This is a genomic window from Micromonospora sp. SD19, assembly GCF_054462275.1.
Window position 1 is genome coordinate 13,119 of sequence record NZ_JBTLMN010000015.1, and the last position, 18,701, is coordinate 31,819.

General features: G+C 71.7%; 13 protein-coding genes. 12 read left to right on the top strand and 1 reads right to left on the bottom strand.

The window, feature by feature from the left end; translation table 11 throughout:
• Nucleotides 1-256 precede the first annotated feature (256 nt).
• Together ileS and ACX27O_RS31385 are read left to right on the top strand one after the other, a co-directional pair.
• Nucleotides 257-3,403, top strand: coding sequence for an isoleucine--tRNA ligase (gene ileS / locus ACX27O_RS31380; protein WP_458940532.1), 3,147 nt, complete (start codon nucleotides 257-259; stop codon nucleotides 3,401-3,403).
• A 96-nt stretch (nucleotides 3,404-3,499) separates the two neighbouring features.
• Entirely contained in the window at nucleotides 3,500-4,189 is a 690-nt protein-coding gene (locus ACX27O_RS31385; RefSeq protein ID WP_030336572.1) for a lysophospholipid acyltransferase family protein, read from the top strand.
• Between the two features lie 9 nt (nucleotides 4,190-4,198).
• On the opposite strand, the gene ACX27O_RS31390 is transcribed toward ACX27O_RS31385, so the two are convergent.
• Nucleotides 4,199-5,512 (bottom strand): hypothetical protein, encoded by a 1,314-nt coding sequence (locus tag ACX27O_RS31390; RefSeq protein ID WP_247681079.1) that lies wholly within the window; start codon nucleotides 5,510-5,512, stop codon nucleotides 4,199-4,201.
• Between the two features lie 107 nt (nucleotides 5,513-5,619).
• Between ACX27O_RS31390 and ACX27O_RS31395 the strand changes: the two genes are divergently transcribed.
• From ACX27O_RS31395 to ACX27O_RS31440, 10 genes are all read left to right on the top strand, one after another.
• Nucleotides 5,620-7,614, top strand: coding sequence for a TIGR03960 family B12-binding radical SAM protein (locus ACX27O_RS31395; protein ID WP_030336569.1), 1,995 nt, complete (start codon nucleotides 5,620-5,622; stop codon nucleotides 7,612-7,614).
• A 248-nt stretch (nucleotides 7,615-7,862) separates the two neighbouring features.
• The gene (locus ACX27O_RS31400) at nucleotides 7,863-8,303 is read left to right on the top strand and encodes a hypothetical protein (RefSeq protein WP_030336567.1); all 441 of its coding nucleotides are present in this window, start codon (nucleotides 7,863-7,865) and stop codon (nucleotides 8,301-8,303) included.
• Between the two features lie 10 nt (nucleotides 8,304-8,313).
• The gene (locus ACX27O_RS31405; protein WP_358129729.1) at nucleotides 8,314-9,807 is read left to right on the top strand and encodes a WXG100 family type VII secretion target; all 1,494 of its coding nucleotides are present in this window, start codon (nucleotides 8,314-8,316) and stop codon (nucleotides 9,805-9,807) included.
• A gap of 10 nt (nucleotides 9,808-9,817) precedes the next feature.
• On the top strand, nucleotides 9,818-11,236 hold the full coding sequence (gene mycP / locus ACX27O_RS31410; RefSeq protein ID WP_358134148.1) for a type VII secretion-associated serine protease mycosin: 1,419 nt from the start codon (nucleotides 9,818-9,820) through the stop codon (nucleotides 11,234-11,236).
• A gap of 157 nt (nucleotides 11,237-11,393) precedes the next feature.
• On the top strand, nucleotides 11,394-12,206 hold the full coding sequence (locus tag ACX27O_RS31415; protein WP_081884033.1) for a TIGR03936 family radical SAM-associated protein: 813 nt from the start codon (nucleotides 11,394-11,396) through the stop codon (nucleotides 12,204-12,206).
• A gap of 131 nt (nucleotides 12,207-12,337) precedes the next feature.
• Nucleotides 12,338-15,439 (top strand): Rne/Rng family ribonuclease, encoded by a 3,102-nt coding sequence (locus ACX27O_RS31420; protein ID WP_458940533.1) that lies wholly within the window; start codon nucleotides 12,338-12,340, stop codon nucleotides 15,437-15,439.
• 579 nt (nucleotides 15,440-16,018) lie between these two features.
• Entirely contained in the window at nucleotides 16,019-16,333 is a 315-nt protein-coding gene (rplU, locus tag ACX27O_RS31425; RefSeq protein ID WP_007464063.1) for a 50S ribosomal protein L21, read from the top strand.
• 11 nt (nucleotides 16,334-16,344) lie between these two features.
• Complete coding sequence (gene rpmA, locus ACX27O_RS31430; RefSeq protein WP_007464062.1) at nucleotides 16,345-16,599, top strand: 50S ribosomal protein L27; 255 nt, start codon at nucleotides 16,345-16,347, stop codon at nucleotides 16,597-16,599.
• Between the two features lie 96 nt (nucleotides 16,600-16,695).
• A complete protein-coding gene (gene obgE / locus ACX27O_RS31435) occupies nucleotides 16,696-18,165 on the top strand; it encodes a GTPase ObgE (RefSeq protein ID WP_030336558.1) in 1,470 nt (489 codons plus the stop codon).
• Nucleotides 18,166-18,235: 70 nt separating this feature from the next.
• Nucleotides 18,236-18,685, top strand: a complete 450-nt coding sequence (locus ACX27O_RS31440) for a GNAT family N-acetyltransferase (protein ID WP_210863478.1) — start codon at nucleotides 18,236-18,238, stop codon at nucleotides 18,683-18,685.
• The last annotated feature ends 16 nt before the right edge of the window (nucleotides 18,686-18,701 follow it).

Consider the following 18,701-nt stretch of genomic DNA (forward strand, 5'->3'; position numbering starts at 1 on the left):
TGCGGGTCTTGTATCGTTGAGCACCGTAAGGCGATGACCCGGCCATCACCGGTGAGCCTCCGGAAGAACAGCCGGGCGACCGGCCCAGTAGAACCGGACGGGTGCGGCCCGTCACAGCCGGCAATGAGCGGGCGGTCGATCCTGACCGCCAAGCGGGGTGGTACCGCGGGCCACCCGGGAGCGCCGTCGTCGGCGTACCCGGACGGTTCGTCCTCGCAGACCCACGTTGAGTGAGCTGCGAGGAGAGCGACCCCCGATGGCCTATCCGTTGCACGACCCGACCGCCGCCGGTGTGCCGGCGAGCCCGGACCTGCCCGCGGTCGAGCGCCGGGTGCTGGAGCACTGGACGGCCGACAAGACCTTCGAGGCCAGCGTCGAGGCCCGTCCCGCCGGCACCGACGGCAAGAACGAGTACGTCTTCTACGACGGCCCGCCGTTCGCCAACGGTCTGCCGCACTACGGTCACCTCTTCACCGGCTACGTCAAGGACGTGGTGCCGCGCTACCAGACCATGCGCGGCCGGCACGTCGAGCGGCGCTTCGGGTGGGACTGCCACGGCCTGCCCGCCGAGGTGGTGGCCGAGAAGCAGCTCGGCATCACCAGCAAGGCGGAGATCATCGACCTGGGCGTGGCCCGGTTCAACGAGGCCTGCCGGACCTCGGTGCTGGAGTTCACCCAGGACTGGGAGCGGTACATCAACCGGCAGGCCCGCTGGGTCGACTTCACCAACGACTACAAGACCCTCGACCTGGACTACATGGAAAGCGTCATGTGGGCCTTCAAGACCCTGCACGACAAGGGTCTGATCTACGAGGGTTTCCGGGTGCTGGCGTACTGCTGGCGCTGCGAGACGCCGCTGTCGAACACCGAGACCCGGATGGACGACGTCTACCGGGACCGGCACGACCCCACCCTGTCGGTGTGGTTCGAGCTGACCGCCGACGAGTCCGCCCCGGAGCTGGTGCGCGGGCCGGTCAAGCTGGGCGTCTGGACCACCACGCCGTGGACCCTGCCGTCGAACCTGGCGCTCGCCGTCGGCCCGGACATCGAGTACGCGGTCCTGGAGCGTGAGGGCGAGCGGTTCGTGGTCGGGGCGGCGCGGCTGGCCGCGTACGCCAAGGAACTGGACGGGTTCGAGCAGGTCGGCACCGTGTACGGCCGGGACCTGGCCGGACGCCGCTACACGCCGCTGTTCGACTTCCTCGTCGAGCAGGCCGGGGAGAACGCCTACCAGGTGCTCGGCGCGGAGTTCGTCACCACCGAGGACGGCACCGGGATCGTGCACCTGGCCCCGGCCTTCGGTGAGGACGACCAGAACGTCTGCAACGCCGCCGGCATCCCCACCATCGTCACCGTGGACGACCACACCCGGTTCACCGCGCTGGTCCCGCCGTACCAGGGTGAGCAGGTCTTCGACGTCAACAAGCCGGTGATCCGGGAGCTGAAGGACCGGGGGGTGGTGCTCAAGCAGGACACCTACACCCACTCGTACCCGCACTGCTGGCGCTGTGACACCCCGCTGGTCTACAAGGCGGTCTCGTCGTGGTTCGTCGCCGTGACGAAGTTCCGGGACCGGATGGTCGAGCTGAACCAGGAGATCAACTGGACGCCGGCGCACATCAAGGACGGCTCGTTCGGCAAGTGGCTGGCCAACGCCCGGGACTGGTCGATCAGCCGTAACCGGTTCTGGGGCTCGCCGATCCCGGTGTGGAAGTCCGACGACCCGAACTACCCGCGCCTGGACGTCTACGGCTCCCTCGCCGACATCGAGCGGGACTTCGGCGTACGCCTGACCGACCTGCACCGGCCCGAAGTGGACGACCTGGTCCGCCCCAACCCGGACGACCCGAGCGGTCGGTCGATGATGCGCCGGGTGCCGGAGGTGCTGGACTGCTGGTTCGAGTCCGGTTCGATGCCGTTCGCCCAGGTGCACTACCCGTTCGAGAACGCGGACTGGTTCGAGCACCACTACCCGGGTGACTTCATCGTCGAGTACATCGGGCAGACCCGCGGCTGGTTCTACACGATGCACGTGCTGGCCACCGCGCTGTTCGACCGGCCGGCGTTCCGCAACTGCCTGAGCCACGGCATCCTGCTCGGCTCGGACGGGCGCAAGATGTCCAAGAGCCTGCGCAACTACCCGGACGTCTACCACGTCTTCGACTCGTACGGCTCGGACGCGATGCGCTGGATGCTGATGTCGTCGCCGGTGCTGCGCGGCGGGGACATGGCAGTGACCGAGACGCTGATCCGCGACGCGGTACGCCAGGTGCTGCTGCCGCTGTGGAACGTCTGGTACTTCTTCACGCTCTACGCCAACGCCGACGGGTATCAGGCGCGGCGGCGCACCGACTCCACCCATCTGCTCGACAGGTACATCCTGGCGAAGACGAACGAGCTGGTGTCGACGGTCGGCGCGCAGATGGACGCGTACGACATCTCCGGCGCGTGCGCCACCGTCCGGTCCTACCTGGACGCGCTGACCAACTGGTACGTGCGCCGGTCCCGGGACCGGTTCTGGTCCGGTGACGCCGACGCGTTCGACACCCTGTCGACGGTGCTGGAGACGCTCTGCCGGGTGGTGGCGCCGCTCGCGCCGCTGACCGCGGAGGAGATCTGGCGTGGGCTCACCGGTGAGCGGTCGGTGCACCTGACCGACTGGCCCTCGGCGGAGGAGTTCCCGGCCGACCACGACCTCGTCGCCGCGATGGACAACGTGCGGGCGGTCGCCTCGGCGGCGCTGTCGCTGCGCAAGGCCAAGGGGCTGCGGGTGCGCCTGCCGCTGTCGACGCTGACAGTGGCCTCGCCGGCGGCGGAGCAGTTGCGCCCGTTCGCCGACCTGGTCGCCGACGAGGTCAACGTGAAGACGGTGGAGTTCAGCGCGGAGCTGTCCGCGTACTGCGAGCAGGTGTTGACGGTGGTGCCCCGGGCCCTCGGCCCGCGCGTCGGCAAGCAGGTGCAGCAGGTGATCAAGGCGGTCAAGGCCGGTGACTGGGAGCTGGTCGACGGCGCCCCGGTGGCCGCCGGTGTCACCCTCGCCGAGGGCGAGTACGAGCTGCGCCTGATCGCGGCCGACGCCGAGCACTCCGCCCCGCTGCCCGGCGGCGAGGGCGTGGTGGTGCTGGACACCGACGTCACCCCGGAGCTGGCCGCCGAGGGGCTGGCCCGCGACGTGGTGCGGGTGGTGCAGCAGGCCCGCCGGGACGCCGACCTGGACGTCTCGGACCGGATCGTGGTGTCGGTGTCGGCGTCCGACGAGGTGCGCGCGGCGGTGGCGGGGTACCTCGACTTCGTGGCCGGCGAGGTCCTGGCCGACTCGGTGGACTTCGCCGAGGGCCTCGACGGCTTCGCCGGCGAGGTCGGCGAGGGCGAGCGGGTCACGGTCACCGTCCGCCGGTCGTAGCACGCGGGGCGGACGCCGCCGCACCTCCGTCTGCGGGGTGTGGCGGCGTCCGCTACCGTGACACCGCCCGCTCGCACCTCATCTGCCGGAGGACCAGTGCCCCTGCTCTACACCATCGGCAAGCTGACCGTGGCGCCCACGCTGCGGGTGGCGTTCCGCCCGACCGTGGAGGGTCTGGAACACGTGCCGGAGACCGGCGGCGCGATCTTCGCCGGCAACCATCTCTCGGTGGCCGACGAGCTGTTCCTCGGCACCGTCGTGCCCCGGCACCTGGCGTTCTGGGCGAAGTCGGAGTACTTCAAGGGCGCCGGCGTGAAGGGCGCGATCTCCAAGTTCGTGCTCACCGGCCTGGGCGCGATCCCGGTCGAGCGGGCCGGCGGTCGGGCGGCGCTGTCCGCGTTCGACGCGGCGATCCCGGCGCTCAAGGGCGGTGACCTGGTGGTGGTCTACCCGGAGGGCACCCGCTCGCCGGACGGCAAGCTCTACCGGGGGCGTACCGGCGCGGCCCGGCTGGCCATCTCGGCCGGCGTGCCGATCATCCCGGTCGGCATGATCGGTACGGACAAGGCGCAGCCGATCGGCGCCCGGGTGCCCCGGCCGGGCGCTGCCAAGATCACGGTCCGGTTCGGCAAGCCGCTGGACTTCACCGGCCGGCCGGACGATCGCACCTCGCTACGGCAGATGACCGACGAGCTGATGAGTGAGATCCAGAAGCTCACCGGCCAGGAGTACGTGCCGCGCTACGCCCCGCCGCGGGCCCACCCGGACCCGACCCGCGACGCCTGAGGGCACGGCTCAGCCCCGTTCGGGCTGCACGATCTGGGCGCGCAGGCTGGCCAGCAGGTCGGCGCTGTCGGCCACCGAGAGTCGGGTGAACACGCCGGTGGCGATGCTGCCGTGGTCGACCGACGTGCAGACCACCACGTCACTGCCGTCGGCGCTACCCACCGCGCATCGTTCGTGCCGGCCCCGGACACCGGTGTCCACGCTCTCCGGGGCGCTCAGCGCGTACCGATCGGTGAGCCGGCTGATCTCGGCCTCCGCGTCCGACTCCGGACTGAACCGGAAGCCGGTGCCGCCGAAGACCGTCACCCGCTTGCCGCTCGTCGTGGCGTAGACGCCGGCGAAGGTGTCCTCGGCCAGCCAGTGTTCCTTGCGTACCTCGTTCTCCAACTTCTTGGCGGTCTCGGTGCTGCGGTTGTCCTGGCGCAGGCTGAGGTCGTCCACCTGGACGGGCAGTGCCGCCCGCGCCGGGTACTGGGCCGAGATCGGGAACCCGTAGTAGGCGGGGCAGCCACAGCAGCAGGCCAGCGTGAGCAGCAGCAGCCACGGCCAGCGGCGTCGTCGGCGGACCGGGACCGGCACGTACCCCTTGGGCGCCTGCCAGCCCGGCGGCGGGGCGGGCGGTGGCGCGGTGAACCGCTTGCCCCGGCGCTGCTTGGGCACCTTCGGCGGCGCGGGTGGCGACATCGGTCGGGCCGGCACCATGGGTCCGGCGGCTCGCGGCGCGCTCGGGGCGGCCGGCGGCGGCGCCACAGGTCCGACGGCGCGCGGTGCGATCGGGGCCGACGGCGACACCGGATACGGCCCGACCGGGGGAGCGGGCGGCCCGGAGGACCACTGCCGGGTCTCCGGCGGCGCCGGGTACGACAACGTCGGTGGCAGCGGCGGCAGCTCGGCGGAGGGCAGGTCCCAGCCGCCGGTGTCCACGCCGGCCCACGGGTCGACGGGCGTCTGGTGCTCGGGCGGCCCGACGGAGACCGGCGGGACAGGGGTCGGCTCGGCCGACTCGCCCCAGGCGGCCCGGCGGGGCAGCGGCGGCGGCACCGGAGCCGAACCGCTCCACCTGGGCGCCGGGACCTCCGCGGTGGCGGCAGGTTCCGGCTCGTCCGGCGGGTCCGGCTGGCCCGAGGGGTCCGGGGGGTCCGGCTGGGTCGGTGGTTTCGGCTTGTCCGGCTGGTCCGAGGGGTCCGGCTGTTCCGAGCGGTCCGGCTGGGTCCGGGGTTCGGGTGGGGAGGTCGGCTCGTCGGCGACCGCCGGGTCCCGCTCCGGCTCGGTGCCCGGGGTGCTCCCGTCGGCCGGCCGTGCTCCCGGCTGGGGGTCCGGCATCGCGGCAATCTCCTCTCGCGCCGATCCGAGGTTAGTACCGCGCCGCCACCACCGCCGATCGGGCGTGCGCGCGATCCGCGCCGGGCGAACGCGTACCCTTGGGCATCATGAGTGCCCCGTCCACGACGCCGCGCGCGGCCGCGACCAATTCCGTGTGGTCCCAGCTCGAGCCGCTGCTGCCCCAGGTCTCCAAGCCCATCCAGTACGTCGGTGGCGAGTTGGGTGCGGTCACGAAGGACTGGGACGCCGCCACCGTGCGCTGGGCGCTGATGTATCCCGACGCGTACGAGGTGGGCCTGCCCAACCAGGGCGTGCAGATCCTCTACGAGGTGCTCAACGAACTGCCCGACACCCTCGCCGAGCGGACGTACGCGGTCTGGCCGGACCTGGAGACGCTGATGCGCACGCACGGCGTGCCGCAGTTCACCGTCGACGCGCACCGGTCGGTGCGCGGCTTCGACGTGTTCGGCATCTCCTTCTCCACCGAGCTGGGCTACACCAACATGCTCACCGCGATCGACCTGGCCGGCATCCCGATGCTGTCCGCCGACCGCACCGACGCCGACCCGGTGATCGTGGCCGGTGGGCACGCCGCGTTCAACCCGGAGCCGATCGCCGACTTCATCGACGCCGCGGTGCTCGGCGACGGTGAGGAGGCGGTCCTGGAGATCACCGCGATCGTCCGGGAGTGGAAGGCCGAGGGCTCCCCGGGTGGCCGCGACGAGCTGCTGCTGCGGCTGGCCCGCACCGAGAGCGTCTACGTGCCGCGCTTCTACGACGTCGACTACCTGCCCGACGGCCGGATCCAGCGGGTCGTGCCGAACCGGGCGGACGTGCCGTTCCGGGTGCACAAGCGCACGACGATGGACCTGGACGCCTGGCCGTACCCGAAGAAGCCCCTCGTGCCGCTGGCCGAGACGGTGCATGAGCGGTACGCGGTGGAGATCTTCCGGGGCTGCACCCGGGGTTGCCGGTTCTGCCAGGCCGGGATGATCACCCGGCCGGTGCGGGAGCGGTCGATCACCACGGTCGGGCAGATGGTCCGCGAGGGTCTGGAGTTCTCCGGCTTCTCCGAGGTCGGCCTGCTGTCGCTCTCCTCGGCGGACCACTCCGAGATCGGCGACATGTGCTCCGGCCTCGCCCAGCAGTACGAGGGCACGAACGTCTCGCTGTCGCTGCCGTCGACCCGGGTGGACGCCTTCAACATCGACCTCGCGCAGGAGCTGTCCCGCAATGGTCGGCGTACCGGCCTGACCTTCGCCCCGGAGGGCGGGTCGGAGCGGATCCGCAAGGTCATCAACAAGATGGTGTCGAAGGAAGACCTGATCCGGACAGTCGTCACCGCGTACACCAACGGCTGGCGACAGGTGAAGCTCTACTTCATGTGCGGCCTGCCCACCGAGACCGACGAGGACGTCCTCGAGATCGCGGAGATGGCCCACGAGGTGATCAGGGCCGGCCGCGCCGCGACCGGCTCCAAGGACATCCGCTGCACGGTCTCGATCGGCGGGTTCGTGCCGAAGCCGCACACCCCGTTCCAGTGGGCGGCGATGGACCGTCCGGAGGTCATCGACCACCGGCTCAAGATCCTCAAGCAGGCCATCAACGCGGACCGCTCGCTGGGCCGGGCCATTGGCTACCGCTACCACGACGGCGAGCCGTCCCTCATCGAAGGGCTGCTCTCCAGGGGTGACCGCCGGGTCGGCTCGGTCATCCGCAAGGTCTGGGAGAACGGCGGCCGGTTCGACGGGTGGAGCGAGCACTTCTCGTACCAGCGGTGGGTGGACGCGGCGGCCGAGACGCTGCCCGCGTACGGGGTGGACCTCGACTGGTTCACCACCCGTCAGCGCGACGAGCTGGAGGTCCTGCCCTGGGACCACCTCGACTCGGGCCTGGACAAGGACTGGCTCTGGCAGGACTGGCAGGACTCGGTGAGCGGGTTCGAGCAGGACGACTGCCGGTGGACGCCCTGCTTCGACTGCGGCGTCTGCCCGTCGATGGACACCGAGATCCAGATCGGCCCCACCGGCAAGAAGCTGCTGCCGCTCACGCCGCTGGGCGGCAACGGCATGAAGGTTCCGTCGGGCCACTCGCACCCCTGACCAGGCTGCCGCCGGCTGGCGGCGCCCGACCACCCTCCACATCCGACATGTTTTCCAACGGGCCCACGTCTCGCGGGCCCGTTGGCGTTGTCAGGGCCTCGCCGCGCTGTCGCCCGCACCGGACCCACCGGGATCGGCCGTCATCTGTACCACGTGGTGGTGGCTGGGGCTGCCCCGCCTAGGTCAGACTCGATACGCTGCGTCTGACATGGACCGACCCGGCGGGTCGGGGACGGGGGAGGAATCGCATGGGGAGCATCCCGCCGCCGAGCATCGGCGATCTGCACGTCAGCGTCGAGGACCTGGACGCCGCCGCAGCGTACGTCGAGCGGCTCAGGCAGTACGTCGACGACACCATCAAATACGAGATGGAACGCATCAAGACGCGGATGAAGGGCGACAGCAACAACGCCCAGACCGTCCCGAACGGCACCCCGTTCGGCGCGTACGAGGACGCCGTCATGCAGTGGCGGGCCCTGGAGACCTCCACTGCGAACATGGAAGCGCACCTCACGACGCTCTCCCAGAAGCTCGCCGCGCTGAAGGAGGGCACCGAGGAGATCGCCAAGGCGTTCCGCGACACCGAGGCGCGTAACGGCGCCAACGGCAAGGAGATCGAGCGGCTGCTGGAGTCGGCGTCGCCGCCGCCCACTGCCAGCGGCGCACCCACCTACCCGTACACGGCCTGAGGGGGACGTCATGGCTGGAGGAACCTGGGAGCGGTGCGTCCGCGAGGTGACGCTCTCCGCGGACCCGGAAACGGTCGGTTCGGTCGGAGCGGGCTGGAGCAATCTCTCCAGCGGCCTGCAACAGCTGCGCGACGCGCTCGTCGGTCGGTCGTTCGTCGGCCCGGTCGCGACAGGTCAGGAACGCCCCAACGTCGGCGGTCTGCCCGGGATGCTCGCCGGTTGGAAGGGCAGCGGTGGCGACGCGTACCGCGAGCACCTGGGCAAGATCGGCAAGCAGATCGAGGATCTGATCACCGACGCGACGAACGTCAGTGGCGCGTTGACGCGGATCGAGGGCGACATCCGCAAGTCGGTCTCCACGATCCCGATCCCGCTGATGGACGACTTCGGCTTCAACGAGTGGAGCCTGCCCAACGGCACCGAGCTCGACGACGCCCGCGACGGCGAGAGTTCGTCGGGGTTCCTCGCCGCCCTGCGTCAGGACTACCAGAACAATCCCGCCTCGTACGCCGACGGCGCGTTCCGGGACAAGGCCGACGACCTGGAAGCGACGATGAAGGTCGACGGTCAGGCCGGTGACCAGAAGCGGGGCGGCTGGTGGGACACCAAGTCCCACCTGGACAACTGGTACCGGGACAACCAGCAGGCGGCGAACACCGCGATGGCGCCGCTGCCCCAGGCGGTCTACACGGAGCGTCCCAAGCTGACAGTGGTCCCGCCGACAGGCATCGGTGATCCTCCGCGTGACGACGAGAACGACATCAGGCGTGACACCCGGATTCCGCCAACCGGGCGACCCGACATCGGTGGTGGGGATTTCGGCGGGAAGCCCGATATCGGTGGTGGCCCCACCATCGGCAGCAGGCCGCCGGGCATCGGCGAAACGGGCGGCCCGACGTCCACCGTCGGCCCGTTCTCCCCGACCACGCCGGGCGGGATCGGCGAGGGCTCACCCACCGGCGGCACCGGTCAGCTCACCTCCCCGTCGACCGGTTCCAGCTACCCGGGCAGCGACGCTGGCTACAGCAGCGGTCTGGCCGGCGCCAGTCCGAGCGGCGTCAGCGGCCTGGGCGGCGGCATCGGTGGCGGCGGGGTCGGCAGCGCCGGCCTCGGTGGCGCCGGCGGCGGGTTCGGTGGCGGCGGTGCCGGCGTCGGGTCGGCCGGCGGGATCGGTGCTGGTGGTGGCATCGGCGCGGGCGGTGGCATCGGCGTGGGCGGCATCCCCGGCATGGTGGGTGGCGGCAACGGAAAGCTGCCGCCGATGACGAGCGCCGCGAACGCGCTGCGCGCTGCCGCTGCCGCTGGCCCTGGTGGTGCCGGGATGGCGGGCGGCGCGCGTGGTGCGGGCATCGGCGGCGCCGGAATGATGGGCGGCGGCATGATGGGCGGCGCGGGCGGCGCCGGACACGGCGGTGGCGGCGGCTCCGAGCACTCGTCGTGGTTGACTGAGGACGACGATCCGTGGGGCCCCGGTGACGGGGCGTCGCCGGGCGTCCTTCGGTGAGGATGGACGGATGAGGGTGAACGTCGGAAGCCTCCGGCCGGTAGTCGCCTGTCTGTTGGCGGGGTTCCTGGTGGCGGGGGTCGCCCAGCCGGCGGCCGCCGCGCCTCGGCGGGCCGAGCAGTGGTATCTGGACGAGCTGCGGATCGACCAGGTGCACAAGGTCTCGACCGGGCGGGGCGTGGTCGTGGCCGTGCTCGACAGTGGCGTCGAGGCCAGCCACCCCGACCTGCGTGGCCAGGTGCTTGCGGGTGGTCGCAGCTACGGCGCGGCCGGCGACGGCCGGGCCGACGAGGACGGGCACGGCACGCACATCGCCGGCATCATCGCGGCGAAGGGTGGCTCCGACGGTGTGGACGGCATCGCTCCCGGCGCGAAGGTCCTGCCCATCAAGCTGCGCAAGGGCACCGGGAGCAACAGCGAGGCCGCGGTCGCCCTCGGCATCCGGATGGCCGTCGACGGCGGCGCCAAGGTGATCAACATGTCCTTCGGTGGCCCGGGCATGGCCAGCCCTCAGGAGGCGAGCGCGATCAAGTACGCGCTGGACCACGACGTCGTCGTGGTCGGCTCCGCCGGCAACACCGCCAACGGCAGAAACACAGTGAGCAGCCCGGCGAATACCCCGGGCGTGATCGCCGTGACCGGGACGACAAAGGGTGGCAAGTTCTGGTCCGGCTCCGTCCGGGGGCCGGAGGCGGTGGTCGCCGCTCCGGGCGACAGCGTCTACAACATCACCAACGAGGCGGGCTACGGCTGGGGCGACGGGACCTCCGATTCCAGCGCGATCGTCTCCGGCCTGGCCGCGCTGATCCGGGCGAAGTACCCGGACCTCAGCGCTCCGAGCGTGATCAACCGGATCATCCGGACCGCCCGGGACGCCGGCCCGTCCGGACGGGATCCGCAGTACGGCTTCGGGGTGATCGACCCGATGAAGGCGCTGACCGCCAACGTGCCGCCGGTCACCAGCAACCCGCTGCTCGGTCCGGCCGCCGCGACCGATCCGGACCCGGCCGGCACCGGCGGCCCGGCCCGTACCGGGGGTGCGGACGAGGAGTTCGACGTCACCCAGCACGGTGACCGCGGTGGTCCGACCGACCAGCAGGTGATGGTGGTGGGCATCGGCATCGCCGTGGTGCTGGTGTTGCTGCTGGGGCTGGCGGTGTTCCTCATCTGGAACCGGCGGCGCTACCGGCGGGAGGCGGCCCGAGCAGCCCAGATCCCGGACGAGGTGCTCGACCGGGTGACCCCTGGCGCACCTCCGTCGCCGGACGCGTACTACGCCCCGCCACCCGGCTACGCACCTCCTCCCGGCTACCCGCCGCCACCCGGCCACGGCCAGCCCTCCGGCTACGCACCTCCTCCCGGCTACGGCCCGCCGTCCGGTTACGGCCCGCCGGGCGGGCCACCGCCGGTCCCGCCGACAGAGCGGTAACCGGTCCCGATCGTGATGGCCGGCTGGTGACCTCCGGGTCACCGGCCGGCCATCGGCATTCGCACCGGGTGGTCGCGCCCCTGCTGACCGGTTTGCACCCGTCTGCCGGGGCCATTCGGCTGCCCCGGCTGCGTACCGCCACGGGCTCTGCGCCAGGATGGGCGGACACGCAGGTACACCCGAGGAGCCCACGATCGCCAAGAAGCCTCAACCCGAGGGCGGCCAGGCACCGGTCGTCCAGCGCGTCCGCATCCGGTACGCCAAGCGCGGGCCGCTGCGATTCACCTCGCACCGGGACTTCGCCCGGGCGTTCGAGCGCGCGCTACGCCGGGCCGCCGTGCCGGTCGCCTTCTCGCAGGGTTTCCACCCGCACCCGAAGATCTCCTACGCCAGCGCCGCGCCCACCGGGGTGGCCAGCGAGGCGGAGTACCTGGAGATCGCCCTGCAGGCCGCTGTCGACCCGGAGGCGCTGCGCGCCGCGTTGGACGCCGCGCTCTCGCCGGGGCTGGACGTCCTGGACGCTGTGATCGCCGAGGGCGGCAACCTGCCGGAGCGGATCGAGGCGTCGCGCTGGTACATCGAGTTGCCCGAGGTCGACCCGGCGGTGCTGCGCGCCGCCGTGGACGCCTTCGTCGCGGCCGAGGAGGTGCTGGTCGAGCGGATGACCAAGCAGGGGCGACGTACTTTCGACGCCCGCGCCGCCGTGATATCGATCGATGTCCAACTGCCTACGCCGACGCCTTCCGGGGCGCCGGCCGTACCGTGTGCGATACTCGAACTGGTCGTGCGGCAGGTCACCCCGTCCGTACGGCCCGATGACGTCCTTTCCGGCCTCCGCGTGGTGGCCGACCTGGAGCCGCCGGTTTCGCCGAGGGTGACCCGGCTGGCTCAGGGCACGTTGACCGCGCAGGGTGCGATCGTGGATCCGTTGGATGCGGACCGCGACGGGGCAGCCATCGTTGGGCACTGACCGACGGTCCGTGCTCTGGCAGGCAGACTTCGGCGGTCGCGCACCACGCGCGCCCGGCGGAAACACTTTTGCGGCGACCCTGCGTGGCAGCGCTCACCCGCGCCCGGGGTAGCCAGAACTGGAGAACGTCCATGCTCGAGAACGAGCCCGAGGGCGGCGAACGGACCGGTTCACAGCCGGCCGGCGAGACCGCCGACCAGAGCAGCACTGCCGACGGCGCCGCTGTCGCGCCCCCCACCACCGAGGTCGGTTCGGCCTCGGTGGAACCAGCCGGCGCCCAGAGCGCTCCCGAGGCCGCCGAGCCGGCCGCGCCGGTGCGGCGCACCCGGGCGACCCGTCGCCGGGCCGCCCCGCTCAACCAGCCGGAGCAGACCGACGCCCCGGTCGAGGCGTCCACCGGTGGTGCCGGCAGTGCCGAAGCACCGCAGGCGGAGGTCTTCGCACCGGTCTCCGGCGACCAGGACGTCGCTCCGAAGACCCCCCGGCGTCGCCGCAAGGCCACCGCCATCGAGACGACCGCTGAGGAGCCGCTGGTCGCCGCCTCCGCGGAGGCGGCCTCGGCCGAGGTGGTTCCGCCGGTCAAGGTGACCCGTACCCGGCGCAAGAAGGCCACGCCCGCCGCCGTCGAGGAGCCGCCCGCCACCGAGCAGCCGGCCGCCGCCGTCGAGGAGCCGGCCGTCGGAGAGCCGGTCGTCGAGGAGCCGGCGGAGTCCGACCTGCGCGAGGCCGAGGCCGAGTTGACCGACTCCCCGGCCCTCCCGAGCACGTCCGCCGCCGAGCTGGCCTGGAGCAGTGGCCCGCAGGAGCGCGCCGGCGACGTGGCACCGGGCGTGGCCGTGTCCGGTGTGACGGACGAGCCGAACGAGCCCGCCGAGATCGAGCCGGAGCAGCCGCGTACCCGTCGTCGCCGGGCTGCGCTCTCCGCGCCCACAGTGCTGTTCATGGCACCCCAGCCGGACGCGGTGCCGGTGACCCGACCGGTGGAGCCCGCCGCGGCGGCCGAGGAGCCGGCCGTCGAGGAAGCCGCCGAGCCGTCCCGTCGCCGTCGACGTGGCCGCCGCGAGGTCGAGCCGGTGGAGCCGATCGAGGCGATCGAGGCCGAAGAGGAGCCGACCGAGGAGGCCGACGAGGCCACCGAGGCGGATGAGGACGACGAGGACAGCGCCGCCGCGCGCCGTCGCCGCCGGCGTGGTCGTCGGGGTCGCGGCCGGGGCAAGGGCGGGGCCGACGACGCCGAGGACGAGGAGTCCGAGGAGGCGGCACAGACCGACGAGGAAGAGACCGCCGAGGCCGAGACCGAGGGTGACGAGGACGAGGAGTCCGAGGGCGGGGACGGCCTGACCCGTCGTCGCCGTCGTCGCCGCCGTCGTGGCGCCGGTGACACCGAGGGCGCCGCGGACGACGGCGTGCCCACTGTGGTGAAGATCCGCGAGCCGCGCCGCACCGTCGACGAGGTGCAGGGTGTGTCCGGCTCGACCCGGCTGGAGGCCAAGCGCCAGCGCCGCCGCGACGGCCGGGAGCAGCGCCGTACCCGCCCGCCGATCCTCAGCGAGTCGGAGTTCCTGGCGCGCCGGGAGGCCGTCGACCGGGTGATGGCGGTCCGCCAGCGCGGTGACCGTACCCAGATCGCCGTCCTGGAGGACGGGGTGCTGGTCGAGCACTACGTCACCCGCAACTCTTCCGCGACCATGGCCGGCAACGTGTACCTCGGTAAGGTGCAGAACGTGCTGCCGAGCATGGAGGCCGCGTTCGTCGACGTCGGCCGGGGCCGCAACGCGGTGCTGTACGCCGGTGAGGTCAACTGGGACACCTCCGGGCTGGAGGGGCGGGCCCGCTCGATCGAGCAGGCGCTGCGCTCCGGCGACTCGGTGCTGGTCCAGGTCACCAAGGACCCGATCGGGCACAAGGGCGCACGGCTGACCAGCCACATCGCGCTCTCGGGTCGGCACCTGGTCTACGTACCCAACGGCAACGCCTCCGGGATCAGCCGCAAGCTGCCGGACAACGAGCGTAAGCGGCTGCGGGACGTGCTCAAGAAGCTGGTCCCGGACGGCGCGGGCGTGATCGTCCGGACGGCCGCCGAGGGCGCCACCGAGGACGAGCTGGCCCGTGACGTCAAGCGGCTCCAGGCGCAGTGGGAGGACATCCAGGCCAAGGCCGCCGAGGGTGGTGCTCCGGTGCTGCTCTACGGGGAGCCCGACCTGGTCATCCGGGTGGTCCGGGACCTGTTCAACGAGGACTTCCGCGAGCTGGTGATCGAGGGCGAGCAGTCGTACGACATGGTCGAGTCGTACCTGTCGCACGTTTCTCCTGACCTGGTCGACCGGGTCCGCCGGCACGTCGGCACGAGTGACGTCTTCGCCGAGTACCGGATCGACGAGCAGATCATCAAGGGCCTGGACCGCAAGGTCTTCCTGCCCTCCGGTGGCTCGCTGGTGATCGACCGCACCGAGGCGATGACTGTCGTCGACGTCAACACCGGCAAGTACACCGGCTCCGGGGGCAACCTGGAGGAGACCGTCACCCGCAACAACCTGGAGGCGGCGGAGGAGATCGTCCGTCAGCTCCGGCTGCGCGACATCGGCGGCATCGTGGTGATCGACTTCATCGACATGGTGCTGGAGTCGAACCGTGAGCTGGTGCTGCGTCGGCTCACCGAGTGTCTGGGCCGGGACCGCACCAAGCACCAGGTCACCGAGATCACCTCGCTCGGTCTGGTGCAGATGACCCGGAAGCGGATCGGCGCGGGCCTGCTGGAGGCGTTCAGCGAGACCTGCGAGTGCTGCAAGGGCCGGGGCGTCATCATCCACACCGAGCCGGTGCCGGAGAAGCCGCGCCCCGCCGGTGCGGGAGAGAAGGTCAAGGCGGTCGCCGCGTCGGTGGCTCCCGCTCCGGCGGCCGAGCAGGGCGCCACGTCGTCCCGACGGCGGGCCCGCAAGAACGCCCCGGCGGCGGCCGAGCGGACCGTGGTCGAGGTCGTCGACACCGATTCCAGCCCTGAACCGGACGCCGACTACCAGGACACCATGGGCTACGACCTGTCCCGCTACGAGTCGGACACCCCGGCCGCGCCGGCGATCTCCGACGCCCAACAGGGTGAGTCGGCTCGGCTGGCCGCGGCGGACGACCCGGACGCGCTCGCTGACGGTGAGGGCGACGAGGAGAGCACCGACGGCGGTGGCGGCCGTCGTCGGTCGCGTCGGGGTGGCGCCCGTCGGCGGACCCGCCCCTGAGCACCTGACCGGCCACGTGCGTTGACAAGGTCCCTCTCCCTGGCACAGTGCCCGGGAGAGGGACCTTGCCGTTGCGGTCAGCTGGCGACACCACCCAGGTTCGCGCCGCCGCGCAGGCGGCCGGCCGGCCCCGCTGCCGTGTGGACCTGCCGGAGCGGGACCCGCCGCTCGCGGCGGTGGGCGCCGGGGACGGCCGTACGACCGAGGGCTGCCCGGCGGCGGGCCGGGGCGGCGCTGGTCGACTGACGGACCGTGCGGCGGGGGCGGTCGGAGTGGGCCGACGATCCGCAGCTCACGACCCTGCTCACCGGAGTCGGGCCGAGGTTCGCGCGCGCGGGGTCGACGTCGGGTCGATCGACGATGGCGAACCCGGCCGGCTTCAGCAGCGCCTCGACCGGCTCTGCGCGCGCTGACCAGGGCGGGCCGGTTTGGGGTCCGGGCCGGCAATGGCGTACTCTTGCCTGCGGCCCACCTTTGGTGTGCCGAGTTCCCGTGTGCCCGCGCCGCCGTGCACTGCTACCCGGCGAGCCGCTGCGGGGACGACCGCCAGCAGCCTCAACGACAGGGAGTCCGCCTCCGATGTACGCGATCGTCAAGACCGGCGGCAAGCAGTACAAGGTCGCCGAGGGCGACGTGATCGAGGTCGAGAAGCTCACCGGTGCCCCCGGTGACGCGGTGAAGCTCACCGCGGTGCTCCTCGTCGACGGTGACGACCTGGTGACCGACGCGGCGAAGCTTGCCGAGGTCGCGGTGTCCGGCGAAATCGCCGCGCACACCAAGGGCCCGAAGATCCGGATCCACAAGTTCAAGAACAAGACCGGCTACCACAAGCGCCAGGGTCACCGCCAGCCGTTGACCCAGGTCAAGGTGACCGGCATCTCCAGCGGGAAGTAGGTCGTCCTCCAATGGCTCACAAAAAGGGTGCGTCCAGCTCGCGTAACGGTCGTGACTCCGCGGCCCAGCGACTCGGCGTGAAGCGCTTCGGTGGTCAGGTTGTCAGCGCCGGTGAGATCATCATCCGGCAGCGTGGCACCAAGTTCCACCCCGGTGACCTGGTCGGCCGTGGCGGCGACGACACGCTGTTCGCGCTGTCCGCCGGTGCGGTCCTGTTCGGCACCAAGCGCGGTCGCAAGACCGTCAGCATCGTTCCGCAGCAGTAGTTCTCGGGCTTAAGCGGGCCGCGGACCTCCGGGTCCCGGCCCGCTTAGCCTTTTTCGCGAAGTGCGGGGGTGGACCTCGCTGGAAGGATTGACGCCGTGGCAACGTTCGTTGACCGGGTCGTTCTGCATCTGCAGGCCGGCGATGGCGGGCACGGTTGTGTCTCGATCCACCGCGAGAAGTTCAAGCCCTTCGGCGGGCCGGACGGCGGCAACGGCGGACACGGCGGCAGCGTGTCCCTGGTGGTCGACCCGCAGGTGACCACGCTGCTCGACTTCCACTTCCACCCGCACGTCAAGGCCGACAACGGCAAGGGCGGTGCCGGCTCGAACCGGGACGGGGCCAACGGCCACAACCTGGTGCTCAAGGTGCCCAACGGCACCGTGGTGCAGACCACCGACGGCACTGTGCTGGCCGACATGGTCGGCGCCGGCACCACCTTCGAGGTCGCGCGCGGCGGGCGCGGCGGGCGCGGCAACGCCTCGCTGGCCAACGCCAAGCGCAAGGCGCCCGGCTTCGCCGAGCTGGGGGAGCCCGGCGACCAACTCGACATCGTGCTGGAGCTGAAGAGCGTCGCCGATGTGGGCCTGGTGGGCTTCCCGTCCGCCGGTAAGTCGTCGCTGATCTCGGTCATCTCCGCCGCGAAGCCGAAGATCGCCGACTACCCGTTCACCACCCTGGTGCCCAACCTCGGTGTGGTCCGGATGGACAACCACACCTTCACCGTCGCTGACGTGCCGGGCCTCATCCCCGGCGCGGCCACCGGCAAGGGCCTGGGCCTGGAGTTCCTGCGGCACATCGAGCGCTGCGCGGTGTTGGTGCACGTCATCGACTCGGCGACGTTGGAGCCGGGCCGTGACCCGGTGGCCGACATCGACGCCATCGAGGCCGAGCTGAGCCAGTACGGCGGCCTGGCCGACCGCCCCCGGCTGGTCGCCGTCAACAAGGTCGACGTGCCGGACGGCCGCGACCTCGCCGAGATCGTGCGTCCCGACCTGGAGGAGCGCGGTTACCGGGTGTTCGAGGTCTCCGCGGCCACCCGGGAAGGGCTCAAGGAGCTGACCTACGCGATGGCCGAGCTGGTAGAGGCAGAGCGCAAGGCCGCGCCGCCCGCCGAGCCGACCCGGATCGTGATCCGCCCGATCGCCGTGGACGACGACGGTTTCACCATCACGGCCGAGGCGGACGGCTCGTTCACCGTGCGCGGTGTCCGCCCGGAACGCTGGGTCAAGCAGACCAACTTCGACAACGACGAGGCGGTCGGCTACCTGGCTGACCGGCTGGCCCGGCTCGGGGTGGAGGACAAGCTGGCCAAGGCCGGCGCGCAGCCCGGTGATCTGGTCCGGATCGGCGTGCGCGAGTTCGACTGGCAGCCGACGCTCTTCGCCGGCGTGGAGTTCGTACCCGGCAACCGGGGCACCGACGTCCGCCTGGAGGAGAAGTCGAACCGGGCCTCCGCCGCGGATCGGCTCGCGGCCCGCAAGGCTCGTCGGGTGCGGTCGGCGGACGAGGTGGGCGCGGACGCGTCCGACGACCCCGACGACGAGGACGAGGACGACGCCGAGTAGTTCGTTGCGCTCCGTGATGGGGTTGATTTCCGGAAACCTTCGCGAAATCGGCGCGTCCTAGCGTGGGGTGATGCTGATCGAGTCCCGGCCTGCCATCGATCCGGAGATCGCCGCCATGGTCACCGCGCAGCAGCGTGAGCTGCGCGAGGCCGATGGCGGGTTGGACGGGCAGGTCTTCATGCCGCACGACGACGTCCGCTACCTGGCGGTGGTGGTGAACGGTCGGGCGGTGGCCTGCGGTGGGCTCCAGGCGCTCGACGCCGAGACCGGCGAGGTCAAGCGGATGTACGTCCGGCCCGCGTACCGGGGGCGGGGGATCGGTCGTCAGTTGCTCGCCGCGTTGGAGGAGTGCGCGTTCCGGCAGGGGCACTCGGTGGTCTGCCTGGAGACGGGCACCTACCTGCCGGCGGCGATGGCGCTGTACACCTCGTGTGGCTACCAGCAGATCCCGGTCTACGGCGAGTACGTGGGCAACCCGTACAGCGTCTGTTTCGCCAAGCGGCTGCCGGTCGCGGCCTGACTGCCGCGTCGCCCCC